At 56.5% G+C, this 26,135-nt stretch carries 20 protein-coding genes; 11 read left to right on the top strand and 9 right to left on the bottom strand.

Annotation, left to right across the window (positions count from 1 at the left end):
• Positions 1 to 100: 100 nt before the first annotated feature.
• Positions 101 to 319: a translation initiation factor IF-1 gene (gene infA / locus O1724_RS08115; protein ID WP_002211347.1), complete on the top strand. Its 219-nt coding sequence runs from the start codon at positions 101 to 103 to the stop codon at positions 317 to 319.
• A 71-nt stretch (positions 320 to 390) separates the two neighbouring features.
• Here the strand turns inward: infA and O1724_RS08110 are convergent, their stop codons facing one another.
• The 3 genes from O1724_RS08110 to clpS all read right to left on the bottom strand — a co-directional run bounded on the left by O1724_RS08110 (position 391) and on the right by clpS (position 3,946).
• Positions 391 to 843 (bottom strand): hypothetical protein, encoded by a 453-nt coding sequence (locus O1724_RS08110; RefSeq protein ID WP_176691021.1) that lies wholly within the window; start codon positions 841 to 843, stop codon positions 391 to 393.
• A gap of 475 nt (positions 844 to 1,318) precedes the next feature.
• Positions 1,319 to 3,598, bottom strand: coding sequence for an ATP-dependent Clp protease ATP-binding subunit ClpA (gene clpA / locus O1724_RS08105; RefSeq protein ID WP_006809407.1), 2,280 nt, complete (start codon positions 3,596 to 3,598; stop codon positions 1,319 to 1,321).
• A gap of 27 nt (positions 3,599 to 3,625) precedes the next feature.
• A complete protein-coding gene (gene clpS, locus O1724_RS08100) occupies positions 3,626 to 3,946 on the bottom strand; it encodes an ATP-dependent Clp protease adapter ClpS (protein WP_006174393.1) in 321 nt (106 codons plus the stop codon).
• A 267-nt stretch (positions 3,947 to 4,213) separates the two neighbouring features.
• On the opposite strand from clpS, the gene cspD reads away from it, so the two are divergent.
• Positions 4,214 to 4,435 carry a cold shock-like protein CspD gene (gene cspD / locus O1724_RS08095; protein ID WP_006809408.1) on the top strand — a complete coding sequence of 74 codons (222 nt, stop codon included), beginning with the start codon at positions 4,214 to 4,216 and terminating at the stop codon, positions 4,433 to 4,435.
• A gap of 70 nt (positions 4,436 to 4,505) precedes the next feature.
• Here the strand turns inward: cspD and macB are convergent, their stop codons facing one another.
• On the bottom strand, positions 4,506 to 6,446 hold the full coding sequence (macB, locus tag O1724_RS08090) for a macrolide ABC transporter ATP-binding protein/permease MacB (protein WP_022650715.1): 1,941 nt from the start codon (positions 6,444 to 6,446) through the stop codon (positions 4,506 to 4,508).
• Positions 6,443 to 7,558 carry a macrolide transporter subunit MacA gene (gene macA, locus O1724_RS08085; RefSeq protein ID WP_017384842.1) on the bottom strand — a complete coding sequence of 372 codons (1,116 nt, stop codon included), beginning with the start codon at positions 7,556 to 7,558 and terminating at the stop codon, positions 6,443 to 6,445. The genes macB and macA overlap by 4 nt, the downstream gene beginning before the upstream one ends.
• Before the next feature lie 159 nt (positions 7,559 to 7,717).
• Between macA and O1724_RS08080 the strand changes: the two genes are divergently transcribed.
• The gene (locus tag O1724_RS08080; protein ID WP_045897769.1) at positions 7,718 to 8,674 is read left to right on the top strand and encodes a VirK/YbjX family protein; all 957 of its coding nucleotides are present in this window, start codon (positions 7,718 to 7,720) and stop codon (positions 8,672 to 8,674) included.
• On the opposite strand, the gene O1724_RS08075 is transcribed toward O1724_RS08080, so the two are convergent.
• Entirely contained in the window at positions 8,671 to 10,329 is a 1,659-nt protein-coding gene (locus O1724_RS08075) for an ATP-dependent endonuclease (RefSeq protein WP_023324396.1), read from the bottom strand. The two genes, O1724_RS08080 and O1724_RS08075, sit on opposite strands and share 4 nt — an antisense overlap.
• A 291-nt stretch (positions 10,330 to 10,620) precedes the next feature.
• Between O1724_RS08075 and aqpZ the strand changes: the two genes are divergently transcribed.
• The 8 genes from aqpZ to O1724_RS08035 all read left to right on the top strand — a co-directional run bounded on the left by aqpZ (position 10,621) and on the right by O1724_RS08035 (position 20,723).
• Complete coding sequence (gene aqpZ / locus O1724_RS08070; RefSeq protein WP_026080729.1) at positions 10,621 to 11,316, top strand: aquaporin Z; 696 nt, start codon at positions 10,621 to 10,623, stop codon at positions 11,314 to 11,316.
• Positions 11,317 to 11,496: 180 nt separating this feature from the next.
• The gene (locus O1724_RS08065) at positions 11,497 to 12,396 is read left to right on the top strand and encodes a LysO family transporter (protein WP_032657914.1); all 900 of its coding nucleotides are present in this window, start codon (positions 11,497 to 11,499) and stop codon (positions 12,394 to 12,396) included.
• Between the two features lie 144 nt (positions 12,397 to 12,540).
• Positions 12,541 to 14,193 carry a hydroxylamine reductase gene (gene hcp, locus O1724_RS08060; RefSeq protein WP_126297326.1) on the top strand — a complete coding sequence of 551 codons (1,653 nt, stop codon included), beginning with the start codon at positions 12,541 to 12,543 and terminating at the stop codon, positions 14,191 to 14,193.
• A gap of 10 nt (positions 14,194 to 14,203) precedes the next feature.
• Positions 14,204 to 15,172, top strand: a complete 969-nt coding sequence (gene hcr, locus O1724_RS08055) for an NADH oxidoreductase (protein WP_126297327.1) — start codon at positions 14,204 to 14,206, stop codon at positions 15,170 to 15,172.
• Between the two features lie 239 nt (positions 15,173 to 15,411).
• Complete coding sequence (poxB, locus tag O1724_RS08050) at positions 15,412 to 17,130, top strand: ubiquinone-dependent pyruvate dehydrogenase (protein WP_126297328.1); 1,719 nt, start codon at positions 15,412 to 15,414, stop codon at positions 17,128 to 17,130.
• 38 nt (positions 17,131 to 17,168) lie between these two features.
• The gene (ltaE, locus tag O1724_RS08045) at positions 17,169 to 18,170 is read left to right on the top strand and encodes a low-specificity L-threonine aldolase (protein WP_022650711.1); all 1,002 of its coding nucleotides are present in this window, start codon (positions 17,169 to 17,171) and stop codon (positions 18,168 to 18,170) included.
• A gap of 10 nt (positions 18,171 to 18,180) precedes the next feature.
• Complete coding sequence (locus tag O1724_RS08040) at positions 18,181 to 19,617, top strand: SDR family oxidoreductase (RefSeq protein WP_045332338.1); 1,437 nt, start codon at positions 18,181 to 18,183, stop codon at positions 19,615 to 19,617.
• Positions 19,618 to 19,709: 92 nt separating this feature from the next.
• Entirely contained in the window at positions 19,710 to 20,723 is a 1,014-nt protein-coding gene (locus O1724_RS08035) for an NAD-dependent epimerase/dehydratase family protein (protein WP_032661724.1), read from the top strand.
• A 145-nt stretch (positions 20,724 to 20,868) separates the two neighbouring features.
• On the opposite strand, the gene O1724_RS08030 is transcribed toward O1724_RS08035, so the two are convergent.
• The 3 genes from O1724_RS08030 to O1724_RS08020 form a co-directional block, all read right to left on the bottom strand.
• Positions 20,869 to 22,689, bottom strand: a complete 1,821-nt coding sequence (locus O1724_RS08030; RefSeq protein WP_022650709.1) for a chitinase — start codon at positions 22,687 to 22,689, stop codon at positions 20,869 to 20,871.
• A gap of 134 nt (positions 22,690 to 22,823) precedes the next feature.
• Entirely contained in the window at positions 22,824 to 23,264 is a 441-nt protein-coding gene (gene iagB / locus O1724_RS08025) for a type III secretion system invasion protein IagB (protein WP_022650708.1), read from the bottom strand.
• A 101-nt stretch (positions 23,265 to 23,365) separates the two neighbouring features.
• Positions 23,366 to 26,068: a glycosyl hydrolase family 18 protein gene (locus O1724_RS08020; protein WP_126297329.1), complete on the bottom strand. Its 2,703-nt coding sequence runs from the start codon at positions 26,066 to 26,068 to the stop codon at positions 23,366 to 23,368.
• Positions 26,069 to 26,135 lie beyond the last annotated feature (67 nt).

The following is a 26,135-nucleotide window of genomic DNA, read 5'->3' as shown; positions in this document are numbered from 1 at the left end:
TGTTTTGCTGCGTTTTAAACGCGCAATTCTTTACTTAATTGAGGAATTTCGGCATTATCTTGCCGGTTCAAAACTTGGTAGTGATACCCCAGAGGATTAGATGGCCAAAGAAGACAATATTGAAATGCAGGGTACCGTACTTGATACGTTGCCTAATACCATGTTTCGCGTAGAACTGGAAAACGGTCACGTGGTAACTGCGCACATCTCCGGTAAAATGCGCAAAAACTATATCCGCATTTTGACGGGCGACAAAGTGACTGTTGAACTGACCCCGTACGACCTGAGCAAAGGCCGCATTGTCTTCCGTAGTCGCTAATTGTTTTCGCCTGTAATGGCAGATGAATATTTAAAAGGTCGGGATATTCCCGGCCTTTTTTATTTATGGTCTTAGTGTGGCTGTGTCGGCAGATGTATAGTCATGCACGGGTTCATGGGTACGATTAAATCTTCAGCCATCGCGTGGGTAATGTCATGCAGCAGTCCCGTCAGGTGCGGCAGCATATCGCGGTCAACATGCGATACCAGCAGCACATGGTTTAACGCCCGGCAGTAGACGCATTTCGTTTCGGTATCTTCCAGCAGCCACTCTTTTTGTCGCGGTTGCTCCGCGTCGTCCTCAAATTCAACCACCTGAAAATCACGCATTGACTCTGTGAGGCCGGATTTCACCTCTTCCAGGTAGGCTCCGAGGCAACGGCAAACGGGCTGCGTTTGCGGAAGTGATTTGCAGTCGAGGAGGATTTCGGTGAGCAGTTTGCAGCGCTCGGCAAGGGTTGGGAGATCGGGGTTGAGGGAGAGTTCGCTATAGAGCTGGGAGATAGAATGGTTTTCCATATTCATAATTTCCATATTAAAAGCTGAAAACTACCACCAGAAACGCCAACTTCGGGTGGCAGACTGAACCGGTTTGGCGTACCGACCATATGGAAAATCGGCGCTTCAAAAGAAGCCCCGGTTCAGTCCACCATAATAGAAGATACGGATTATACCGCAGCTAAAAAAAGAGTGAACGAAACCAATGATGTTGCGTTAGCAACATCTTTCCATATGTGTGTAATCAGGACGCCAATCCCGACACCTGATTTTGCAGGTGCGCCGCCATTTTATTACTGTGAATTTATCCAGCAACTGACTTCGAAAGAATCTGGAAAGCGCCTCGCAAAATTCCTTTGCGGTCTGTTGCCCTCACCCCAACCCTCTCCCACGGGGAGAGGGAGAAAACACTAAAAACGACAACACTGTTGTCGTTTTGCTTTTACCCTGGCACGCATAAAAAAACCGGGCTTTTGCCCGGTTTTTAGACCTACGTAAGAAATCAGTGAGCCGCTTCCGGCTTATGCTTCGCCGCACTCTGGAAATCGTACGTCAGTTCGTTCTTCGCCTGATCCAGCCCTACCGTGACCTGGCCGCCGTCCACCAGCGAGCCAAACAGCAGCTCGTTCGCCAGCGGCTTCTTCAGGTTGTCCTGAATCACGCGCGCCATCGGACGGGCACCCATCGCACGGTCGTAGCCTTTCTCAGCCAGCCAGTTGCGGGCCTCCTGGCTCACTTCCAGCGACACGCCTTTCTGATCCAGCTGAACCTGCAACTCGACGATGAACTTGTCCACCACCTGATGGATCACCTCGGTAGACAGGTGATCGAACCAGATAATGTTGTCCAGACGGTTACGGAACTCCGGCGTGAAGATCTTCTTGATCTCTTCCATCGCATCGGTGCTGTTATCCTGGTGGATCAGGCCGATGGATTTACGCTCGGTTTCCCGCACGCCCGCGTTGGTGGTCATCACCAGCACCACGTTGCGGAAATCGGCCTTGCGCCCGTTATTATCGGTCAGCGTCCCGTTGTCCATCACCTGCAACAGGATGTTGAACACGTCCGGGTGCGCTTTCTCGATTTCATCGAGCAGCAGGACCGCGTGCGGATGCTTGATAACCGCGTCCGTAAGCAGGCCGCCCTGGTCAAAGCCCACGTAGCCCGGAGGTGCACCAATCAAACGGCTGACGGTGTGACGCTCCATATACTCGGACATATCAAAGCGCAGCAGCTCAATGCCCAGCGCTTTGGAGAGCTGAACCGTCACCTCGGTTTTCCCCACGCCGGTCGGACCGGCGAACAGGAAGGAACCAACCGGCTTGTGGTCATGCCCCAGGCCAGCACGGGCCATCTTGATCGCTTCGGTTAAGGCCTCAATGGCTTTATCCTGACCAAAGACCAGCATTTTCAGGCGATTGCCGAGGGTGCGCAGGGTATCACGGTCGCTCTGAGAAACGCTCTTCTCAGGAATACGCGCGATGCGGGCCACCACGGACTCGATATCCGCCACGTTCACGGTTTTCTTACGCTTGCTGGCTGGCATCAGGCGTGCACGCGCACCTGCCTCATCAATCACGTCGATCGCTTTATCCGGCAGATGACGATCGTTGATGTATTTCACCGCCAGCTCCACCGCCGCACGGACCGCTTTCGCGGTGTAACGCACGTCGTGGTGTGCTTCGTACTTGGTTTTCAGGCCGTTGATGATCTGCACCGTTTCGTCAACCGACGGCTCGGTAACGTCGATTTTCTGGAAACGACGCGCCAGCGCACGATCCTTCTCAAAGATGTTGCTGAACTCCTGGTACGTCGTGGAGCCCATCACGCGGATCTTGCCGCTGGAGAGCAGCGGTTTGATCAGGTTAGCGGCATCCACCTGGCCACCGGAGGCCGCACCTGCGCCGATGATGGTGTGGATCTCATCGATAAACAGGATGCTGTTGGTGTCCTGCTCCAGCTGTTTTAACAGCGCTTTGAAACGTTTTTCGAAATCACCGCGGTATTTGGTGCCCGCCAGCAGCGAGCCAATATCCAGCGAGTAGATGGTGCAGTCGGCAATCACTTCCGGCACGTCGCCCTGCACAATGCGCCAGGCCAGCCCTTCGGCAATCGCGGTTTTACCCACGCCAGATTCCCCCACCAGCAGCGGGTTGTTCTTGCGTCGACGGCACAGCACCTGGATGGCACGCTCCAGCTCTTTGTCGCGACCAATCAGCGGGTCGATACCGCCAACGCGAGCAAGCTGGTTAAGGTTGGTGGTGAAGTTTTCCATACGATCCTCCCCGCCTGCTTGCTCTTCATTGCTGTTGATCTGTCCGCTGGGATCCGATGCCTGGTTAGGCTCGTCTTTTCGCGTTCCGTGAGAGATGAAGTTGACCACGTCGAGCCGGCTGACTTCGTGTTTGCGCAGCAGGTAGGCCGCCTGGGACTCCTGCTCGCTGAAGATGGCGACCAGGACATTGGCGCCAGTCACTTCGCTACGTCCGGAAGACTGGACGTGGAAAACCGCGCGCTGCAACACGCGCTGGAAGCTGAGCGTCGGCTGCGTGTCGCGCTCTTCTTCACTGGCTGGCAGCACCGGTGTGGTTTGTTCGATGAAGGCTTCGAGTTCCTGACGTAGCGCCACCAGATCCACGGAGCAGGCTTCCAGCGCTTCGCGGGCAGATGGGTTGCTAAGCAGTGCGAGCAGCAGGTGCTCGACGGTCATAAACTCATGTCGGTGCTCACGCGCTCTGGCGAAAGCCATGTTTAAACTGAGTTCCAGTTCTTGATTGAGCATAGGCACCTCCCCCAATTTTATGCCTTATCAGGCCTTTTCCAGCGTACACAGCAACGGATGCTCGTTCTCCCTCGCATAGTCGTTCACCATCGCTACTTTGGTTTCCGCAACTTCGGCAGTGAAGATGCCGCAGATCGCTTTGCCACGATAATGAACGGTAAGCATCAGTTGCGTTGCACGTTCAACATCATAAGAAAAGAACTTTTGTAGCACGTCAATAACAAATTCCATCGGCGTGTAATCATCGTTCATTAACATAACTTTATACATAGATGGCGGTTTTAGCGCGTCGCGCACTTTATCTTCCGCCAGCTGGTCAAAATCCAGCCAATCGTTGGTCTTACCCATTATGCATAACCACTTTGAATCTACCTCAGATGTTAGATAACAATCATCTATTACTGTCATCCGCGATGTCTGTCACAAACTGTTGCAATAGCGTTAACTGCCTCAAATTTTGGTTGATTATTGTCCCAACTCCAGCGCCAAACGCTTGACGGCTTCTTCCGTTTCTCTAAATTGTACAAGCGTGAGTTGGCGAGGTTTTGAACAGCCCCCACTCCACCACCGGTTCATTCCATCTTAATTTATAAGATTTACGAAGGATGTCGAAGCATGGAAATGGGTACTGTTAAGTGGTTCAACAACGCCAAGGGGTTTGGCTTCATTTGCCCCGAAGGCGGCGGCGAGGATATCTTCGCTCACTATTCCACCATTCAGATGGATGGTTACAGGACGCTCAAAGCCGGGCAGTCCGTCCGGTTCGATGTACACCAGGGGCCAAAAGGCAATCACGCCAGTCTTATCGTGCCCGTTGAAGCAGAAACGGTTGCATAGCTCTCTGATTCATTGTGTACACCCCGCAGGCAAAATGCCAGCCCGATCGGCTGGCATTTTTATTTTCGGGCTATTCCCGCGCCAGCGCATCCACCGGATCGAGCCGCGCCGCGTTTCGCGCCGGCAGCCAGCCGAAAAGAATACCGGTGAAGGTGGAACATAAAAACGCCGTCAGGATCGCCATCGGCGAGAAGCCAATTTCCCAGCCCGGTAAGAAGAGCTGGAGCGCGAAGGCGATCATCATCGAAAGCGCAATCCCCATCGCGCCTCCCACCAGACACACCAGCACCGCTTCAATCAAAAACTGCTGGAGCACGTCGCTGGCTCTGGCCCCGACCGCCATGCGGATGCCTATCTCCCGCGTACGTTCGGTCACCGACACCAGCATAATGTTCATCACCCCAATCCCGCCGACGACCAGCGAAATCACCGCCACCAGCGTCAGGAACAGCTGAAGAGTACGTGTGGTCTTTTCCGCCGTTTTCAAGAGGCCGTCCATGTTCCAGGTGAAGAAATCCTTTTTCCCGTGGCGCAGGGTTAACAGCCGCTCGAGCTGCTGTTCCGCCAGCGCGCTGTCGTAGCCCTCCTTCACTCGCACGGTAATGGAGTTAAGCCAGGACTGCCCCATAATGCGCCCGGAAATGGTGCTGTATGGCAGCCAGACGCGCAGGATCTTGCTGCTGCCAAACATGGACTGTTTCTCTTCCGCCACACCAATCACCGTGGCGGGCATGTTACCCACCAGGATCACTTCCCCCACTACACGGGTTTTATTGGGGAAAAGCTGTCTGCGCGAGTTCGCGTCCAGCACCACCACCTGCGCCCTGCCCGCCAGCTGCTCCGCGTTGAAGGTCGCCCCTTCGCTAAAGGTCATGCCGTAGACGTTGAAGTAATCTCCGCTGACGCCGTTAGCACTGGCCGCCACGTCGATGTTGCCGTAGCGCAGACGCAGGTTTTGCGACACGGCAGGCGTGGCGGAGTTCACCCACGGCTGCTTCTGAATAGCCGCCAGATCGTCGTATTTCAGCGCCTGCTGATACTGCGGCTCGTCGTCGCCAAAATCTTTGCCGGGGTAAACGTCGATGGTGTTAGTCCCGATGGCCCGAATATCCGCCAGCACCAGCTGTTTCGCCGCATCGCCCACCACCACAATCGACACCACCGAGGCAATACCGATAATGATGCCGAGCATGGTCAGCAGAGTGCGCATTTTGTTGGCCGCCATCGCCAGCCAGGCCATGGTCAGCGCCTCGCGGAAACCGCTGGAAAACTGGCCCCAGCCGGTGGACGCAGGCAAAGCTTCTTTCGCCGCCGCCGCTCTGGACTGACGCGGCGGCGGGTTGCTGACCAGCTCGCCGTCGTGGATCTCGATAATGCGTTCCGCCTGCGCCGCCACCTGCGGATCGTGGGTGACGATAATCACCGTATGCCCCTGATCGCGCAGTTGATGCAGGATCGCCATCACCTCTTCACCGGAATGGCTGTCGAGCGCACCGGTTGGCTCATCGGCGAGGATCACCTGTCCGCCGTTCATCAGCGCGCGGGCAATACTCACGCGCTGCTGCTGACCGCCGGAAAGCTGCGAAGGCTGATAATCAACACGCTCCGCCAGCCCAAGACGCGTTAACAGCGCCTTCGCGCGTTCAAGGCGTTTTTTGCGCTCGACGCCCGCATACACCGCCGGCACTTCCACATTCTGCGCCGCGCTCAGGTGTGAAAGCAGATGGTAACGCTGAAAGATAAAGCCAAAATGCTCGCGACGCAGCTTCGCCAGCGCGTCGCCGTCCAGGGTGGAAACATCCGTCCCGGCCACGCGATAGGTGCCGCTGGTGGGCTTATCCAGACAGCCAAGAATGTTCATCAGCGTTGATTTACCCGAGCCCGACGCCCCGACAATCGCCACCATTTCACCGGCTTCAACGCGCAGGGAGATGCCCTTCAGCACCTCCACCGGCCCGTCGCCGGACGGATAGCTGCGACGAATGTCATTCAGCTCAAGCAGCGCCGTCATTGCGCGGCTCCGGGCAGGGTTTCGCTGGTGACCACTTCTTCACCCTCTTCCAGCCCTTTTACCACCACCACGTCGGTGTCGTTACGCGCGCCAATCACTACTTCCCGCTCGCGGGTTTCGCCGTTGCGCAGCACTTTCACCTTGTAGCGATTGTCCCCGGCGGATTCGCCCAGCGCGGAGAGCGGAACCGTCAGCACGTTTTTCACGCCGGTCAGCTGGATATGCACCTGGGCGGTCATGTCCAGACGCAGCACGCCCTGCGGGTTTGGCACCTCGAAACGCGCGTAGTAGAAGATGGCGTCGTTGACCTTTTCCGGCGTCGGCAGGATATCTTTCAGCACGCCCTCATAGCGGGTTTGTGGATCGCCCAGCACCGTAAACCAGGCTTTCTGCCCCGGCTTAAGGTGAATGACGTCCGCTTCGGATACCTGGGCTTTCACCAGCATGGTGCTCATATCCGCCAGGGTCAGGATGTTTGGCGCCTGCTGCGCGGCGATGACCGTCTGGCCTTGCAGGGTGGTTATCTGCGTCACTTCCCCGGCCATTGGCGCAACGATTTGCGTGTAATCGAGGTTGGTTTTCGCCGTATCCAGCGAGGCCTGATTCCGTTTGATTTGCGCATCGATGGTGCCAATCTGCGCCTGCTTCACCGCCAGCTCCGTGGCGGCTGTGTCCAGATCCTGTTTCGAGATGGCCTGCGTTTTCGCCAGCGCCTGCTGGCGCGTCAGGGTGACCTGAGCGAGATTACGCTCCGCCTGAGCCTGCGCGCGCTGCGCGCGCAGCTCCATCAGCGTCGCTTCCACTTCGCGGATCTGGTTTTGCGCCTGCTCAGGATCGATCACGCCCAGCAGCTGGCCTTTTTTAACCTTATCGCCAATCTCAACTGACAGGGTTTTAAGCTGACCGCTGACCTGCGCGCCCACGTCAACCTTACGCAGGGCATCCAGTTTCCCCGTCGCCAGCACGTTTTGTTGCAGCTCGCCCGGACGAACAATCAGCGTTTGATACTGTGGTACCGGCGCGTTCAGTACCTTCCATAACCAGAATCCGCCCGCTAACACCACTACCGCCAGCAGCAGAAACAGCTTTCTGCGTTTTCCCTTCAGGTTCATAAATATTCCAAATAGTTGTTCTGGCTATCATCACCGTTGATTTTATCTAAACCACTCCTCAACGAAACCCCCGATCCCCGTAATCGTCGGGAATTGTTTACCCGATGTTGATAAAGCGCCTGCTGAAATAGCGATATTCCACCAGAAGCAGGATCTAACATGTCTTCCATCGTCGATACACCTTATTCAACGCTGCCCCAGCCTAAATCGGGCTGGCAACTGTTTAAAAGCCTGACATCGGGTTCCCTCACGCCGGGGCTGGCGTGGCAAAATCCGGCCTATCGACGTAAGTTTATGTTGCGCTCGCTGGCAACGCCGTTCACCACTGCGCGCCTGCTCGGAAACCTTGCAAAACAGCCCCGTCTGATGCAGATCCTGCGCGTGCAGCCCGGCCTGCCGTGCCGCCTGCACCGGCCGTGGCTGACCATCAATATGGGTCGTCAGAATACGCTGGACGCATTGAACGATCACTATCAGATGATGAGCCGCCATCTTCCGGCGTCGCTGCTCAACGGCTACCTCTCCAGCCAGGGCATCACGCTGGTGACGTTAACGGGCAAAGAGGAACAGCAGTTTAGCGTTCGCCTGAGCGCGGATGCGTTTCTGGACAAAGAAGGGGAAGCGACCCTCACTTTTTGCGACCACCAGAACACGGTGCTGGCCGAGCTGACCTTTACGCTGTGCAAATACCAGGGCAAGACAACGCTCTTCATCGGCGGAATGCAGGGGGCGAAAGCGCATGTCCCGCACGAGCACATTCAGCTGGCGACCAAAGCCTGTCACGGACTGTTCCCAAAACGTCTGCTGGTTGAAGCGGTCATGACGCTGGCAGGCGCCTTCCCGGTCGAGCAGATCCTCGCGGTGAGTAACGCCACCCACATCTACCGCAGCTGGCGCTATCGCAAGAAAAAAGAGGGAAAATTGCTGGCTGACTATGACAGCTTCTGGCGCTCCCTTGGCGGACAGCAGCAGGATAACGGCAACTTTGCCCTGCCACTGACCATGCCACGCAAACCGATGGAAGAGATTGCGAGTAAAAAACGGTCCGAATACCGCCGCCGCTATACCCTGCTTGATAGCCTGATCCAACAGGTTTCGCAGGCGACTGACCGCTAATCGGCCCTCCCGCGAGCCAGCCAGAGGACGCGGGAGAACATTTTACGCAGCAGCGTGGGCACCGACTCCACGCCTCGCCTGCCGGCTTCCGTCGCGACTTCAATGGCCAAATCCGGTTTTGACGACCGATGGATAGCTTTGGCAATCACCCGACGCATGTTCATGGGTACATCCACCGGGATCATCGCCACGCGGTGAAAGACGTCGTCAAATCCCTGACGGTACATAAAGTGCTCCATGTCCATCGCAGGCAGCGCGGTCAGATGTTCCCGCTCCTCTTCACGATCGTTATTGAGCAGGCTGCGCACGGTCGCCGCATATTTTTTACCCGCCTCATCGCCATCCACCAGCACGTGCCACTCTATCCCCATCCGGCGCGCAAATTTGATCAGCGGTTTTAAGCCAGACTGAGCAAATTCGATCACTTTGATCCCTTCGGCATCAAAGTGGTGCCCGCACTGGCGAGCCAGCTCGTTTATCACCCAGGTTTCCGTTTCCCCTTCCACCAGCAACCAGCAGCGGGCAAACAGGGAAGAGGCACGGTTAAAACGGATATGAAACGCAATCCGTCGGCCATCTTCGGCATTTAACCCGCCGGGCCCGAGCCGGTAGGCGGTGACCCGCGACGATTCACGCACCAGGCGGCAGACATACTCTACCGGCGTCAGAGAGAGCAGCTCTCCGGAATTCGTGGTGGTGACTCGCTGCAACGGCAGCAGATTAAGAAGATGCCACGCCACGGAAAGCATAATCGGGTGGAGCCGCGTTTCCGGATCTTCCACCAGCAGCAGCGGGCGCGCGTCCCGATCCAGGCGCACCGTCCCTTTCGCCTGTAAAAGCGTGGAGAATAAACCCAGCAGGATCACCCGATGCGTACGCCCGCCGGGGCGGTCGATCATGCGGTTGATAATATCGAGATAGCGCCAGCTTCGTTGTTCATCGTGCGAGCGGCGACGCATCAGACGGTGGCGCGCCTGCCCCGTTCCCTGCTCGGAGAAGTAGTGCTCCAGCAGTTGTACCATGGCAGACAGTCCCTGACGGATCTGGCCGTCGGTGAGGTTCTGCGGCCGTGAGACCAGTTCACGGGCGAGGAAATCCAGTTCGCGGGCGGTTACTTCCACCTCGGGCATATTCGGCACGGTGCCGTTACGGATCCGCCGCATAAAACGCGCGTCGCGTAAGCGCAATACGGGGGAGAGGCGGATAAGATGTCGGGCAAGCTCGTCAATATTATCGAGCGGGATCGGATTCCCCTTCTCATCAAGAAATTCACGCAGGGTTAATACCCCGTCGTTTTGCGCCATTTCGCCCTCAAGGCGATAGAAAATACGCTGGAACCCATCTTCACAGGGCACCCAGCAGGCCGACATAGGGCGAAAACGACGCACGCGATGGCGACCGGGCTCGGATTCGCGGAAGGTCAGAATGATATGCAGGTGTTTCTCGCGCCCGTTGACATCCCCCGGCGGAAACCAGAAGTCATCATGAACGAAGTGGTACAAGTTCTCTTCGGGCGAAAGCAGCAGCGTCAGGGCATCCAGCAGGCTGGATTTACCCCAGGCGTTTTCGCCTATCAGGACGTTGTTCTGTTCCAGTTGCAGCGACAGGCGGTTAATCCCGCGAAACCCGACAATCTCCACACGTTCGAGTAGCATACATCCCCCGCAATTCGGCCACTTTTTCCTTCAAGTTATCAGCAGTATAGCGGCAGGCTGTGGGTCACGACAGCAGAATATACGCCCCCTTAATTATTGGGCTATGCTCTAATTACCTCCGTTCTGAACAAGGATTGACATCACATTGCCTTAAATCAAATTTAGTGAATTTATTTGAGTGGCGAAGGGATGTTGATGGTTTCAAAATACTGGCTCTTTGAGTCGTCATCCCTTTATGGCGATATAACCCGCGCGCAGGAATGGGCGCGGACGTTTATTATTGAGGTGGTTATGTTCAGAAAATTAGCGGCAGAATGCTTTGGCACATTCTGGCTGGTGTTTGGTGGCTGCGGTAGCGCAGTACTGGCAGCCGCATTTCCGGAATTAGGTATTGGTTTTGTCGGCGTCGCGCTGGCATTCGGTTTAACTGTATTAACCATGGCATTCGCCGTGGGGCATATTTCCGGCGGTCATTTCAACCCGGCCGTCACATTAGGTTTATGGGCGGGCGGACGTTTCCCGGCGAAAGATATTATTGGCTATATTATTGCCCAGGTTATTGGCGGTATTATTGCCGCGGCGGTGCTGTATGTAATTGCCAGCGGAAAAGCCGGGTTTGACGCCGCGGCCAGCGGATTTGCGTCGAACGGCTTCGGCGAACACTCGCCAGGCGGCTACTCAATGCTGTCTGCTATCGTGATTGAAATTGTGCTCACCGCAGGTTTCCTGTTGGTGATCCACGGCGCAACGGACAAATACGCGCCTGCGGGCTTTGCCCCCATCGCTATTGGTCTGGCGCTGACGCTGATCCACCTCATCTCCATCCCGGTGACCAACACCTCCGTTAACCCGGCGCGCAGCACCGCGGTGGCTATTTTCCAGGGCGGCTGGGCGCTTGAACAGCTGTGGCTATTCTGGGTGATGCCAATTATCGGCGGTATTCTGGGCGGCGTGCTGTATCGCACCCTGCTGGAAAAACGCGATTAATGGTTTTCCCCCCTCTCCCTGTGGGAGAGGGCCGGGGTGAGGGCATCAGGCCGCACCACCCCAAATAGACAAGCCGGGTAAGGCGTAGCCGCCACCCGGCTTTTTTTGTAGCTTTACCTCACAGCCTTTATTGGGTAGTGTCTCTGGCGCTTAACTGATACTCAAAAGGACCGGCTGTTCATGTTCTCAGGACTCCTCATCATTCTTCTGCCCCTGATTGCGGGCTACCTTATTCCGCTGCGTCATGAATCGGCCTTAAAGCTTATTAATCGTTTTCTCAGCTGGATTGTTTACGTCATTCTGTTCTTTATGGGGATCAGCCTGGCCTTCCTGGATAATCTGGCGACGAACTTGCTTTCCATTCTGCATTATTCTGCGGTTACGGTAGTGGTTATTCTGCTGTGCAATATTGCCGCGCTGTTCTGGCTGGAACGCACTATTCCCTGGAAAAATCACCATCATCAGGAAAAGCTTCCCTCCCGTATTGCGATGGCGCTGGAATCATTAAAGCTGTGCGGCGTGGTGGTACTCGGTTTTTTACTGGGTCTGACCGGTTGGGCATTTTTACAGCACGCAACGGAAGCCAGCGAATATACGCTTATTTTCCTGCTCTTCCTGATTGGTATTCAGCTGCGAAATAATGGCATGACGCTGAAACAGATTGTCCTTAACCGCCGGGGCATGATGGTTGCCGTTATCGTTGTGGCCAGCTCACTGGCGGGGGGAGTGATTAACGCCTTTATTCTCGATCTGCCGCTGAAAACCAGCCTGGCGATGGCGTCCGGTTTCGGCTGGTATTCGCTCTCCGGTATTCTGCTGACCGAATCGTTTGGTCCGGTGATCGGCAGCGCCGCCTTCTTTAACGATCTGGCGCGCGAGCTGATAGCCATCATGCTAATCCCCGGCCTGGTAAGCCGCAGCCGCTCTACTGCGCTGGGCCTGTGCGGGGCCACCTCAATGGACTTTACCCTGCCGGTGTTACAGCGCTCGGGAGGGCTGGAGATGGTTCCTGCCGCCATCGTACACGGCTTTATTCTGAGCCTGCTGGTACCCATTCTGATGGCGTTCTTCTCAGCCTGATACTGCTTTGGCGGTAGTGAACCTGCCGCCAAAATTGCGCTAAATCAATAACCCTCCACTTAGTATAAGAAAGCACTTTTCTCTGCTGTGGCACAGGCATAACCTTAAACATGTATCTCAAATATAACTTTAACAGGTGTGATTATGTTTTGTGTGCAATGTGAACAAACCATCCGTACCCCAGCAGGCAACGGCTGCTCTTACGCGCAGGGTATGTGCGGCAAAACCGCAGAAACGTCCGATCTCCAGGATCTGCTGATTGCGGCGCTGCAAGGCTTGTCCGCCTGGGCCTTCAAAGCCCGTGAATATGGCATTGTCGATCACTATCTCGACAGCTTTGCGCCGCGCGCATTTTTCTCCACGCTGACCAACGTTAACTTCGATTCTCCACGCATTGTGGGCTATGCCCGCGAAGCGATTGCCCTGCGTGAAGCCCTGAAAGCGCAGTGCCTGAATGCCGACGCCAGCGCCCGCGTGGACAACCCGATGGCGGAGCTACAGCTGGTGAGCGACGACCTGGGCGAGCTACAGCGTCAGGCCGCAGAATTCACCCCAAATAAGGACAAAGCGGCAATTGGCGAGAACATCCTCGGCCTGCGCCTGCTGTGCCTGTACGGTCTGAAAGGTGCTGCGGCCTATATGGAGCACGCGCACGTACTCGGCCAGTACGATAACGCTATTTACGCCCAGTACCACAAAATCATGGCATGGCTGGGCACCTGGCCTTCCGACATGAACGCCCTGCTGGAATGCTCGATGGAAATCGGCCAGATGAACTTCAAAGTGATGAGTATTCTGGATGCCGGTGAAACCAGCACCTACGGCCACCCAACGCCAACGCAGGTCAACGTCAAAGCGACCGAAGGCAAATGCATCCTGATCTCCGGTCATGACCTGAAAGATCTCTACAACCTGCTGAAGCAGACCGAAGGCACCGGCGTTAACGTTTATACCCACGGCGAAATGCTGCCCGCGCACGGCTACCCGGAGCTGCGTAAATTTAAGCATCTGATCGGTAACTACGGCAGCGGCTGGCAGAACCAGCAGGTGGAGTTCGCCCGCTTCCCTGGCCCAATTGTTATGACCTCTAACTGCATCATCGACCCGACCGTCGGCGCGTATGACGACCGTATCTGGACCCGCAGCATCGTCGGCTGGCCGGGCGTGAGCCACCTTGAAGGCGACGATTTCGGTCCGGTTATCGCTCAGGCGCAGCAGATGGCAGGCTTCCCGTACAGCGAAATCCCGCACCTCATCACCGTCGGTTTTGGCCGTGAAACCCTGCTGGGTGCGGCGGATTCCCTGATTGACCTCGTCAGCCGTGAAAAACTGCGTCACATCTTCCTGATCGGCGGCTGTGACGGCGCGCGCGGGGAACGTAACTACTTCACCGATTTCGCCACCCGCGTACCGGAAGACTGCCTGATCCTGACCCTGGCCTGCGGTAAGTACCGTTTCAACAAGCTGGACTTCGGCAACATCGAAGGTCTGCCACGCCTGGTGGATGCGGGTCAGTGTAACGATGCGTATTCAGCCATCATTCTGGCGGTCACGCTGGCAGAGAAACTGGGCTGCGGCGTGAACGACCTGCCGCTGTCGCTGGTGCTCTCCTGGTTCGAGCAGAAAGCGATCGTTATTCTGTTGACCCTGCTCTCTCTCGGCGTGACCAACATCGTCACCGGGCCGACTGCGCCAGGCTTCCTGACGCCGGACCTGCTGGCCATCCTGAACGAGAAATTTGGTCTGCGTTCCGTGACCAACGTTGAAGATGATATGAAGCAACTGCTGAGCGCGTAAGGAGTAACTCATGACCATGCCAACCTCACAATGTCCGTGGCGGATGCAGGTTCATCACATCCATCAGGAGACGCCGGATGTGTGGACGCTGTCGCTGCTGTGCCATGACTACTACCCGTACCGCCCAGGTCAGTATGCGCTGGTTAGCGTGCGTAATTCGGCGGATACCCTGCGCGCCTACACCCTCTCCTCCACGCCGGGCGTGAGCGAATACATTACGCTCACCGTCCGTCGTATTGATGACGGCGCAGGATCCGAGTGGCTGACCCGGGACGTGAAGCGCGGAGATTACATCTGGCTGTCTGACGCGCAGGGCGAGTTTACCTGTGACGACAAGACGGAAGATAAATTCCTGCTGCTGGCGGCAGGCTGTGGCGTGACGCCGATTATGTCGATGCGTCGCTGGCTGGCGAAATACCGTCCTCAGGCCGACGTGCAGGTGATTTTCAGCGTGCGTTCCCCGGAAGATGTGATTTTTGCCGAAGAATGGCGCAACTACCCGGTGACGCTGGTGGCTGAGCACAACGCGACGCACGGTTTTGTCGCGGGGCGCCTGAGCCGCGAGCTGCTGCAAAGCGTGCCGGATATTGCGAACCGTACCGTGATGACCTGCGGCCCGGCGCCTTACATGCAGATCGTGGAGAAAGAAGTGAAAGCGCTCGGCGTGACCCGCTTCTTCAAAGAGCAGTTCTTCACGCCTGTAGCGGCAGCGGCGACCAGCGGGATGAAGTTCACGAAGCTGCAACCGGCGCAGACTTTCTTTGGCCGCGTGGGCACCACGCTGCTTGAAGCGCTGGAAAGCAACAACGTGCCGGTAGTGGCGGCCTGTCGCGCCGGGGTGTGCGGTTGCTGCAAGACCAAAGTGGTTTCCGGTGAGTACACGGTCACCAGCACCATGACGCTGACCGACGCGGAAATTGCCGAGGGCTATGTGCTGGCATGTTCGTGCCATCCGCAGGGCGATCTTGTGCTCGCATAATCTGTCGTGGTTCACCTGTAGGCCCGGTAAGCGTCAGCGCCACCGGGCTTTTTGCCGGGTGGCACTACGTTTACCCGGCCTATGTTGTGCCTACTGCCTGTACGGCAGCCCGTTATTTGTTTGACTTTGCCAGGCGCGTCGCGCAGAAAAACCACCTGTACTTAAAGAGGACTGAGCAGGCAATACAGCGACTTTCTTCTAAGCTTGTAAGCGATATCACAAAAAGGAGACGGACAACCATGAAACAAACCGTGGCTGCATACATAGCAAAAACCCTTGAGCAGGCTGGCGTAAAGCGTATCTGGGGCGTCACCGGCGACTCTCTGAACGGACTCAGCGATAGCCTTAACAAGATGAAGACCATTGAGTGGATGCCCACCCGCCATGAAGAGGTCGCCGCCTTTGCCGCCGGTGCCGAAGCGCAGCTTACGGGTGAACTCGCCGTATGTGCGGGTTCCTGCGGACCGGGAAACCTGCACCTCATCAACGGTCTGTTCGACTGTCACCGCAACCATGTTCCGGTGCTGGCGATTGCGGCTCACATTCCGTCATCTGAAATCGGTAGCGGCTATTTTCAGGAGACGCATCCTCAGGAGCTGTTCCGTGAATGCAGCCACTATTGCGAGCTGGTCTCATCACCGGAGCAGATCCCACAGGTGCTGGCGATAGCCATGCGTAAGGCGATCCTGAATCGCGGGGTTTCGGTGGTTGTGCTGCCGGGGGACGTGGCGCTGAAGGCCGCACCTGAAACCGCCACCACCCACTGGTACTCTGCGCCACAGCCAACCATTACCCCTGCCGAAGAAGAGCTGAAAAAGCTGGCGCAACTGCTGCGATACTCCAGCAATATCGCCCTGATGTGCGGCAGCGGCTGCGCCGGTGCGCATAAAGAGCTGGTGGAATTTGCCGGCAAGCTCAAGGCGCCAGTGGTGCACGCCCTGCGCGGGAAAGAGCACGTTGAATACGATAACCCGTACGATGTCGGCATGACCGGGCTGATCGGTTTTTCCAGCGGCTTCCACACCATGATGAACGCCGACACGCTGATCCTGCTCGGCACTCAGTTCCCGTACCGCGCGTTCTACCCGACGGATGCCAAAATTATCCAGATCGACATTAATCCCGGCAGCATCGGTGCGCACAGCAAGGTGGATATGGCGCTTATCGGCGATATCAAATCCACCCTCGCCGCCCTGCTGCCGCTACTGGAAGAAAAAACGGACCGCAAATTCCTGGATAAAGCCCTGAGCGACTATCGCGATGCGCGTAAGGGGCTGGACGATCTCGCCAAACCGAGCGAAAAAGCGATCCACCCGCAGTATCTGGCGCAGCAGATCAGCCACTTCGCCGACGACGATGCCATCTTCACCTGCGACGTGGGAACGCCCACCGTCTGGGCAGCACGCTACCTGAAAATGAACGGCAAACGACGCCTGCTTGGGTCGTTCAACCATGGCTCAATGGCCAACGCCATGCCGCAGGCGCTGGGCGCAAAAGCGACGGCACCGGAACGTCAGGTGGTGGCGATGTGTGGCGACGGCGGGTTCAGTATGCTGATGGGGGATTTCCTGTCGGTGGCGCAGATGAAGCTTCAGCTGAAAATCGTGGTCTTTAACAACAGCGTGCTGGGCTTCGTGGCGATGGAGATGAAGGCCGGAGGCTACCTCACGGACGGCACCGAGCTGCACGACACCAACTTCGCCCGCATCGCCGAAGCCTGCGGTATCACCGGTATTCGGGTGGAGAAAGCCTCAGAGGTGGACGACGCCCTGCAACGCGCCTTCGCCATCGACGGCCCGGTGCTGGTGGATGTGGTGGTCGCCAAAGAAGAGCTGGCGATCCCGCCTCAAATCAAGCTGGAACAGGCCAAAGGATTTAGCCTCTACATGCTGCGCGCCATCATCAGCGGGCGCGGTGACGAGGTGATCGAACTGGCAAAAACCAACTGGCTCAGGTAAAACATCTGGCATCGCCTTTTTAAATATAAGGACATGCCATGATTGATTTACGCAGTGATACCGTTACCCGTCCGGGCCGCGCCATGCTCGAAGAGATGATGGCCGCCCCGGTCGGGGACGACGTCTACGGCGATGACCCGACGGTCAACGAACTCCAGCGCTATGCGGCCGAGCTGAGCGGTAAAGAGGCTGCTCTGTTCCTGCCCACCGGCACGCAGGCTAACCTGGTGGCGCTGCTCAGCCACTGCGAGCGCGGCGAGGAGTATATCGTCGGCCAGGGGGCGCATAACTACCTGTACGAAGCCGGCGGCGCGGCGGTGCTCGGCAGCATCCAGCCACAGCCGATCGATGCTGCGCCGGACGGTACGCTGCCGCTGGACAAAGTCGCGGCGAAAATCAAAGCCGACGATATTCACTTCGCCCGCACTAAACTGCTGAGCCTCGAAAACACCCATAACGGTAAAGTCCTGCCGCGCGAATACCTGAAAGCGGCATGGGATTTTACCCGCGAGCGCAAGCTCGGCCTCCACGTTGACGGCGCACGTATCTTCAACGCCGTGGTGGAGTACGGCTGCGAGCTGAAAGAGATCACCCAATATTGCGACTCGTTCACCATTTGCCTCTCTAAAGGGCTGGGCACGCCGGTAGGTTCCCTGCTGGTTGGCAGCGCAGACTACATCAGACGCGCCAACCGGTGGCGCAAAATGACCGGCGGCGGGATGCGTCAGGCGGGTATTCTGGCGGCTGCCGGACTGTACGCCCTGAAAAATAACGTGTCACGCCTGAAAGACGATCACGACAATGCGGCGTGGATGGCAGCGCAGCTGCGTGAAATCGGCGCTGATGTCATGCGACACGACACCAACATGCTGTTTGTCCGCGTCGGCGATGAGCATGCTGCCGCGCTGGGCGACTTTATGAAAGCCCGAGGCGTGCTGATCAACGCCTCCCCGGTCGTGCGACTGGTGATGCATCTTGACGTTAACCGCGAGCAGTTGACCGAGGTGGTGAAACACTGGCAGGCGTTTTTACAGCGTTAAGGAGCATACCGTGCCGCAACGTATTCTGGTGCTCGGCGCCAGCGGGTATATCGGTCAGCATCTGACCACTGCGTTAAGCCAGCAGGGGCACCAGGTGCTGGCAGCGGCACGCAACACGGAACGCCTGCAAAAGCTACATTTGCCTGGCGTGACGTGTCACAACGTTGACCTTAACTGGCCGAAAGCGCTTCCTGCGCTGCTGGAAGGGGTCGATACGCTTTACTACCTTGTCCACAGCATGGGCGAAGGCGGCGATTTTATCGCCCACGAGCGTCAGGTGGCGATGAACGTTCGTGATGCGCTGCGGCAAACGCCGGTGAAGCAGGTGATTTTTTTAAGCTCACTCCAGGCGCCTGAGAACGAGCAGTCAGATCATCTGCGCGCCCGACAGCTGACGGCAGAAACGCTGCGAAGCGCCCGTATCCCCGTCACCGAACTCCGGGCAGGGATCATCGTCGGCGCGGGTTCCGCCGCGTTCGAAGTGATGCGCGATATGGTCTACAACCTGCCTGTGCTGACGCCGCCGCGCTGGGTACGCTCGCGCACCACGCCCATTGCGCTGGAGAATTTACTCCACTATCTGGTGGCATTGCTGGATCACCCGGCGGAGCAGCATCGCGTGCTGGAGGCGGCAGGCCCGGAAGTGCTGAGCTATCAGGCGCAGTTCGAACATTTTATGCGGGTGAGCGGCCGCCGCCGCTGGCTGATCCCCATCCCCTTCCCGACCCGCTGGATATCAGTGTGGTTTTTGAATGTGATCACCTCCGTGCCGCCGACGACCGCCAAAGCGCTGATCCAGGGGCTGAAGCACGATCTGCTGGCGGACGATCGCGCGCTGCGCGCCTTAATCCCTCAAGAATTGATCCGCTTTGACGACGCGGTACGTAATACGCTGAAAGAAGAAGAGAAGCTGGTGAACTCCAGCGACTGGGGCTACGACGCGCAGGCGTTTGCCCGCTGGCGGCCCGAGTACGGCTATTATCCGAAACAGGCGGGCTGTACGGTCAAAACCACGGCCAGCCTGGCAGCGCTGTGGGAAGTTGTGAACCAGATTGGCGGCAAAGAGCGCTATTTCTTCGGCAATATTCTGTGGCAAACGCGCGGCGCGCTGGATCTGCTGGTCGGTCACCGGCTGGCAAAAGGCCGCCCTGCCCATCCCTGGCTGAAGGTGGGCGATACCGTCGACAGCTGGAAGGTGATTATCGTTGAGCCGGAAAAACAGCTGGCGCTGCTGTTTGGCATGAAGGCGCCGGGGCTGGGGCGGCTCTGCTTCACCCTGAAGGACAAGGGCGACCATCGTGAACTGGACGTTCGGGCATGGTGGCATCCGCACGGAATGCCGGGTCTGTTTTACTGGTTGCTGATGATCCCGGCACACCTGTTTATCTTCCGCGGAATGGCGAAACGGATTGCGCTACTGGCAGAAGAAAAGCGGGAAAATAACTAAATAAAACTCTTAATCTTTCACCTTTCCCATTGCAACACATCGTAATTCACGAAAGAATGCGCACGAAATTCTTTTCAACACAGTGGATTGTTATGAAGGTACTGGTTACCGGGGCGACCAGCGGCTTAGGCCGAAATGCGGTCGAGTTTCTGCGCAACAAAGGCATCAGCGTGAGGGCCACTGGTCGCAATGAGGCGATGGGTAAGCTCCTGCAAAAAATGGGCGCTGAATTTGTCCATGCCGATCTGACGGAGCTGGTCTCCTCTCAGGCCAAGGTGATGCTCGCCGGTATCGATACGCTGTGGCACTGCTCCAGTTTTACCTCCCCGTGGGGTACCCAGGAAGCCTTTGATCTCGCCAACGTGCGCGCCACGCGCCGTCTGGGTGAATGGGCCGTCGCCTGGGGCGTGCGTAACTTTATTCATATTTCCTCTCCGTCGCTCTATTTCGACTATCACCACCATCGTGATATTCAGGAAAATTTCCGCCCGGCGCGCTTTGCCTGTGAGTTTGCCCGCAGTAAAGCGGCGGGCGAAGAGGTGATCGACCTGCTGGCCCAGTCAAACCCGCACACCCGCTTTACCGTGCTGCGTCCGCAGAGCCTGTTTGGGCCGCACGACAAAGTCTTCATCCCGCGACTGGCCCAGATGATGCATCACTACGGCAGCGTGCTGTTACCGCGCGGCGGCGATGCGCTGGTGGACATGACCTATTACGAAAATGCCGTTCACGCCATGTGGCTGGCGAGCCAGCCGGAATGCGATAAGCTGGTGTCGGGGCGCGCGTATAACATCACCAACGGCGAACCCTGTACCCTGCGCAGCATTGTGCAAAGGCTAATTGACGAATTAAAAATCGACTGCCGGATCCGTTCCGTTCCCTACCCAATGCTGGACATGATTGCCCGCAGCATGGAGCGTTTTGGCAGCAAATCGGCGAAAGAGCCTGCGCTGACGCATTACGGTGTGTCGAAGCTCAACTTTGATTTTACGCTGGATATTTCTCGGGCGGAGAACGAGCTGGGATATAAACCGATTGTCTCGCTGGATGAAGGGATAGTGCGTACGGCGGCGTGGTTACGGGATCACGGGAAGTTGCACCGGTAAGCGTTCCAGCCTCATGTAGGCCGGGTAAGCGCAGCGCCACCCTGCAAAAAACAGAGAGTGCGGACTGATGCCCTCACCCCGTCCCTCTCCCACAGGGAGAGGGTGCAGACACTAAAACGGCAACCCTGGGGGTTGCCGTTTGCTTTTACAGAGCCGTCCAGGCTTCAGCCCATGCCAGACCTGCGCCTGGTTCATAGTACGTTGGAGAGTTGTTACACCAGCCGCTGTACGGGAACGGTTTGCACTGGAACAGTTTACCGTGGTTGTTCACGATATCACCGGCGTTGTACTTGCTGTTCGCGCTCCATGCCGGGTAAGACGTATCTTCTCCGGATGGCGTTGCCGCTTTCGCTTTCACGTTCAGCAGGTAAGACGTGGTGCTGCTCAGCTCGCCATCGCTGACGGTCAGGCTCACTTCATACTGCTGCGCCGTCGCAGACTCTGGCGCTGTGAAGGTCACAACCGCTTTGTCCTGACCGGTAACAGTCTGACCATCCTGGGAACGCCAGGTATACGTCAGTTTGTTGCCATCAGGATCGGTAGAGCCTTCCGCACTCAGAGAAACCTGCGCACCTGCTTCCACTGCACCGATCGGACCGGCAATCTGCGCAACCGGCGCGTGGTTCACCACAACAGGTTCGACCGGGGTTTCATCCGGCGTTGGTGTTGGCGCTGGCGTTTCATCGCCAGATGGCGTCGGTGTTGGCGTGACCGGGGTTTCGTCCGGGGTAACGGAAGAACCATCATCGTTAACGATTTTCACGTTAAAGAACTTCTGCACGCACTTGCTGTAGTCACCTTCTTTAAAGGCGCTGAACGGAGTCTGGTAGCCCACCAGCTGGCAAGAGTAGGTTTTGCCGTCCGGGGTATCCGCGCTCCATCCCCAGTCCTGTTCCCAGTAAATCTTCAGGGCGCCTGCGCCACCTTCGTCGAACTGCTTCATGTTGGCGCAACCCAACACTTCGTTCGCCGGAACAGGCACTTTCAGGTAGTTTGCAAACTCTTTGTAGTATTTGATACGGTTCTGAGACTGCGCAATTTCAGTCGGGCCGCCGCACTCAACGCCGCCGTTGATGATCTGGGTGGTCACACCAAAGCCCGGAACCAGACCGTTGGCTTTATCGTGGTCGTTCGGCTGCCATGTACCGTCGATCACCTGCAACATGCTTGGTTTTGGCGGCTGCGGATAGGCGAAGAAGAAGATCGCACTCGCCAGGTTCAGCCAGGTGTCCGCCACCAGCTCAGGTTTGTCGAGCAGCGTACGCACGTCGCCGTACATCGCTTCAGAGAATGGACCGTAGTTGTAGTTGTAAGACAACTGTTTCGCACCGCGTCCGAAATAGCTCAGGAAATCGCCGTCTTTATCTTTACCGCAAGGCCAGGTCTGTCCTTGCCAGACGTCCGGGTTACATTCGCCGTTATAACCGCCCTTCTGCCCTTCGCTCCAGCCCATTTCACGTACGTGGACCAGCGCCTGACGCCATTCGGCTTCCGGACGCCAGCTTTCGTGGCCGCCAGTTTCCTGGGCAAAGTGGGCAAACATGGTGGCCAGCTCTTTGCGACAGATGGCGTCGCTGTCACGACCGTCATTATAGGTTTTACACAGCGCCGGGAATTTACCCACGGCTTTCAGGAAGTTGCTGTAGGTATAGGCCTGGGCGCGCAGCGGGAAGAGATATTCCCAGTCGCTGGCTTTCACAATCCCTTCAACGCGTTTAACGTTGTCCGGGTTCGCCGCCCGGCCTGGCTCAATCAGTTCGACCTGCGCGTTATCCAGCGTCTGGATGGTCTCTTTAACCGAAGCCATCAGCGGGAAGTCCGTCAGTTCCTTCTCTTTCTTCGCCAGATCGCTGGCTTTGATGGTGTACGGCTCACTGCTGGTCTCCTTCAGATTCGCAGCCTGGGCCATGAATGGCGCCACGCAGGCTCCCGCAATGAGTACACTCAGTAACGTCCTTTTGTTCATTTCAGTTTTCCTGTTCGTTTCAAATTAAATGTTAATATCCCGGCTTAGGTATTACTCCGTTAATACATAAACCACATTCAGCTGTTTTCACTTTTCGAAGAACACCTTCAGGAATTCTTCAAAAATAAAAAACGTTAATAACGTGCCGCTAATTTCAGTTGCTGATATTTGGCCCAGACCTTATGGGCATATTTCATCCTCTGCGGATAATTTTCTTTTTTCAGTCCGGCGTTATACGCGCCAACGGCTTCCCAGTTGTAGCCATACACCCTGATCATCCCGGAAAGGATAGAAGCCCCGACCATGATCGAAGTACACGGCTCCGTGATTAATCGATATTCGTCGATGCCTCTGCTTTCCAGCGCGGTAAAATGCGAACTGTTGATTTGCATCAGCCCGACATCCCGCGTGCCATCGCGGTTTTGCCCAACCGCATACGGATTCATACCGGATTCCACATTCGCTATCGCGTACAGTAAATAAGGATCGACATGATAATAATGCGCCGCTTTATCCCAACAATTTGCCAGTGCGCTTTGGCTTATTATCAATAACAACAAAATTAACTTTTTCATTTTTACCTGCTGACAGTTTCAGTTATTTCTCCTTACCAACATCCTGTAAAATGAATTTTGAATCACTCCCCCTCTAAAGGGGGAGTGATTAATGGGTTAGATTATTTGCAATCTGTTGATGCGCCTTCTTTTACCCATACGTCGCTGTTGGCTGGGTTATCACCACGGGTCCACCATTTCGCACGGTAAACGTTACCTTCATAGGTGGTAGTGTCGCCGCCGTTGTAGACCAGGTCAGAACGCCAGTTCATCTTCACGTTGCTCACCAGCTCCCATGCATCCACACCGAAGCCAGGCTGATTGCCCTGAGTCCAGTACTTCGCTTTCCACACCAGATGGTCGAAGCTTACGGTATCGCCACCGTTGTAGATTTTGCTGGATTCCCACGCCGCGTATTTGCTGGCGTTAGCATCCACAGGTGCATCGCAGCTTCCTTTGTCAGACGGAGGAGTCACATCATCAGCCGGAGGGGTAACGTCATCCGCCGGGTTAGTGTCTTCGTCAGCAGGTACCGGTGCAGGCGCCGCTTTCGGATTCACGGTAACCTGGACGTTAGACTGCACGCTGGTCTTACCGTCGCTCACTACCACGCTCAAGGTGTAGGTAGACGTCGAGCTCACTTCCGGCGCCGTGATATTCACGTTCGCGGAGTCAGTTCCGGTGGCGTGCATATCTGCTGGTACGCTCCAGGCGTAGGTCAGCGCATCACCGTCTGGGTCCGCAGCCTGGGCATGCAGCGCATAGGTTTCACCAGATTCAAGCGTGATCGCTTCCATTGGGTTTAAAACCGGTGCCTGGTTAGCTTTCGGCGCCTTGTTCACCACCTGGACATCAATCGCGTTGCTCAGGCCTTTTGCATCGGTCACCGTCAGGCGGAACGTCATGGTCTGGTCGGTGGTCGCTGCCGCAACATTGAAGGTCGCTTTCGCTTTGGTGCTGTTGTTGATGGTGACTGACGGACCAGAGACCTGAGTCCATTTGTAGGTAATCGCATCGCCATCAGGATCGCTGGAAGCAGAGCCATCGAGCGTGACGGTTGCCGGGCCAGACACGTTCTGATCGGCAGAGGACGCGATTGGCGCGTGGTTGGTGACCACCGGATCAACCGGAGTCGAGTCGCCGCCCAGCAGGCTTTCGTTCATCGCATTCAGAATGTCGCCGGTATCAGAGTCGATAGACCACGCGAACAGACCGCCCAGTTTATTGGCCAGAACATACTTGCCTTTCGCCGTGGTTGAACGCGCATCTTCATACGAGATCAGGTCGCCGGTGGATTTGTTGAAGACGTAAGGGGCTTCAGCGGTCGTGTCGTAGCCGTATTCCCAGCCCGGTTTGCCTTTGTATTCGTTCACGATCTGACGATAGTCAACCACGCCCGGTTCCCAGGTGCCTTTCACCATGCCGGTTGCCGTACCGGTGAATGGATTGTCACCGGTGTAGCCATGCACGCCGGTCCAGCCGCGGCCATACATGCCCGCACCCACCACGATCTTGCCTGGCTGTACACCCTGCGCAAGCAGCGCGTTAACGCCATTTTCAGTGGTGTAATCAGTGTCCGGACGCCATGCTGGCGCACGCAGCGCAGCCTGGTGGCCGAGAACGGTGTTGCTCCAGCCGCCGTAGAAGTCGTAGCTCATCAGGAAGATGTGGTCGAGATACTGCTGAGCCGTGGTGTAATCCACGTCTTCGATCTTATCGCGACCTGCACCGATGGCGCTGGTCAGTTCATAGGTACGGCCCGTCTGTGCAGACAGCTCGTTCAGCATGGTGCGCAGGTCGTGCATCAGTGCGGTATAGGTCGCTTTATCCTGCTGCGGGTTACCCAGGTTTTCGGTTACACCGCCACCGCCCGGGAATTCCCAGTCGATATCCACGCCGTCAAAGAATTTCCACGTCTGGAGGAAATCTTTCACAGAAGAGACAAAGCGTGCTCGGATAGCCGGGTCGCCCATGTGGAAGAACGGATCGGAAAGCGTCCAGCCGCCGATAGATGGCAGCACTTTCAGGCCTGGATGCGCTTTTTTCAGCGCCATCAGCTGGCCAAAGTTACCTTTGTACGGATCATCCCAGTTGGAGACGCCAGCCTGTGGTTTTTGCAGCGCAGCCCATGGGTCGTGGATCGCCACGGTAAAGTCAGGACGGCCCTTACAGTCGTTCTGAAGCACGCGGAAGCTGTTACCACCTTCAATGGTTTTCAGGCCGTCGTTGATGCCGTCACCGCCACAGATTGGAATGAAGCCGTACAGAATGTGGTTGAGGTTTGCCGCAGGGATCTTATCAACCGGGAAGTTACGGTCGTAAACGCCCCATTCCGGGAAGTAGGCCGCAACCACTTTATCGGTATGCTTCGCGAACGCTTTGTTGTTCTCCTGGAGAGACGTATTCAGCGGCAGCAGGTGGCTACCGTCGGTGTCAGCCACAATAATCAGCTTACTGGCGCTTTTCGCACAGCCGCTGGCATTACAGACTTCAACCTGTTCCTGATAACGCCCGCCTTTTTTCACTTTAAACGTTGCAGAGCCCGTCGCACCGGCTGCGCCGGTCCATACGATCTGTCCGTCCAGCAGAACTTTCACAGAAGTTGGCGCATCACCACTCCAGACGTTCCACTCAACTTTTACATCCACGCCATCGTTATGCACTTTGACAAGATTGTTATAATCCTGTGCAGCCTGATCCACTTCCACCAGGGCAAATTTGTCATTGCCATAGCCGATCGTCGGTGCACCTGGCGCTGCTGCAAATGCGGAGCTGGTTGCCGCCGCAATAAAGAGCGCCAGATATTTTGGCTTCATAAATTTCATTTTTATTTCCTGATAAATTTATTTATAACGTAGTAACCCATGTCTTCCGTGAGATCATGGATGCGTT

It is taken from the genome of Enterobacter cloacae complex sp. HYC074_NIDB, assembly GCF_056673345.1.
This window is presented reverse-complemented; position numbering and strand designations above follow the sequence as displayed.

Coding starts and splice junctions, on each gene's coding strand:
- infA (WP_002211347.1), top strand. CDS start 101: ATGGCCAAAGAAGACAATATTGAAATGCAGGGTACCGTACTTGATACG.
- O1724_RS08110 (WP_176691021.1), bottom strand. CDS start 843: ATGAATATGGAAAACCATTCTATCTCCCAGCTCTATAGCGAACTCTCC.
- clpA (WP_006809407.1), bottom strand. CDS start 3,598: ATGCTCAATCAAGAACTGGAACTCAGTTTAAACATGGCTTTCGCCAGA.
- clpS (WP_006174393.1), bottom strand. CDS start 3,946: ATGGGTAAGACCAACGATTGGCTGGATTTTGACCAGCTGGCGGAAGAT.
- cspD (WP_006809408.1), top strand. CDS start 4,214: ATGGAAATGGGTACTGTTAAGTGGTTCAACAACGCCAAGGGGTTTGGC.
- macB (WP_022650715.1), bottom strand. CDS start 6,446: ATGACGGCGCTGCTTGAGCTGAATGACATTCGTCGCAGCTATCCGTCC.
- macA (WP_017384842.1), bottom strand. CDS start 7,558: ATGAACCTGAAGGGAAAACGCAGAAAGCTGTTTCTGCTGCTGGCGGTA.
- O1724_RS08080 (WP_045897769.1), top strand. CDS start 7,718: ATGTCTTCCATCGTCGATACACCTTATTCAACGCTGCCCCAGCCTAAA.
- O1724_RS08075 (WP_023324396.1), bottom strand. CDS start 10,329: ATGCTACTCGAACGTGTGGAGATTGTCGGGTTTCGCGGGATTAACCGC.
- aqpZ (WP_026080729.1), top strand. CDS start 10,621: ATGTTCAGAAAATTAGCGGCAGAATGCTTTGGCACATTCTGGCTGGTG.
- O1724_RS08065 (WP_032657914.1), top strand. CDS start 11,497: ATGTTCTCAGGACTCCTCATCATTCTTCTGCCCCTGATTGCGGGCTAC.
- hcp (WP_126297326.1), top strand. CDS start 12,541: ATGTTTTGTGTGCAATGTGAACAAACCATCCGTACCCCAGCAGGCAAC.
- hcr (WP_126297327.1), top strand. CDS start 14,204: ATGACCATGCCAACCTCACAATGTCCGTGGCGGATGCAGGTTCATCAC.
- poxB (WP_126297328.1), top strand. CDS start 15,412: ATGAAACAAACCGTGGCTGCATACATAGCAAAAACCCTTGAGCAGGCT.
- ltaE (WP_022650711.1), top strand. CDS start 17,169: ATGATTGATTTACGCAGTGATACCGTTACCCGTCCGGGCCGCGCCATG.
- O1724_RS08035 (WP_032661724.1), top strand. CDS start 19,710: ATGAAGGTACTGGTTACCGGGGCGACCAGCGGCTTAGGCCGAAATGCG.
- O1724_RS08030 (WP_022650709.1), bottom strand. CDS start 22,689: ATGAACAAAAGGACGTTACTGAGTGTACTCATTGCGGGAGCCTGCGTG.
- iagB (WP_022650708.1), bottom strand. CDS start 23,264: ATGAAAAAGTTAATTTTGTTGTTATTGATAATAAGCCAAAGCGCACTG.
- O1724_RS08020 (WP_126297329.1), bottom strand. CDS start 26,068: ATGAAATTTATGAAGCCAAAATATCTGGCGCTCTTTATTGCGGCGGCA.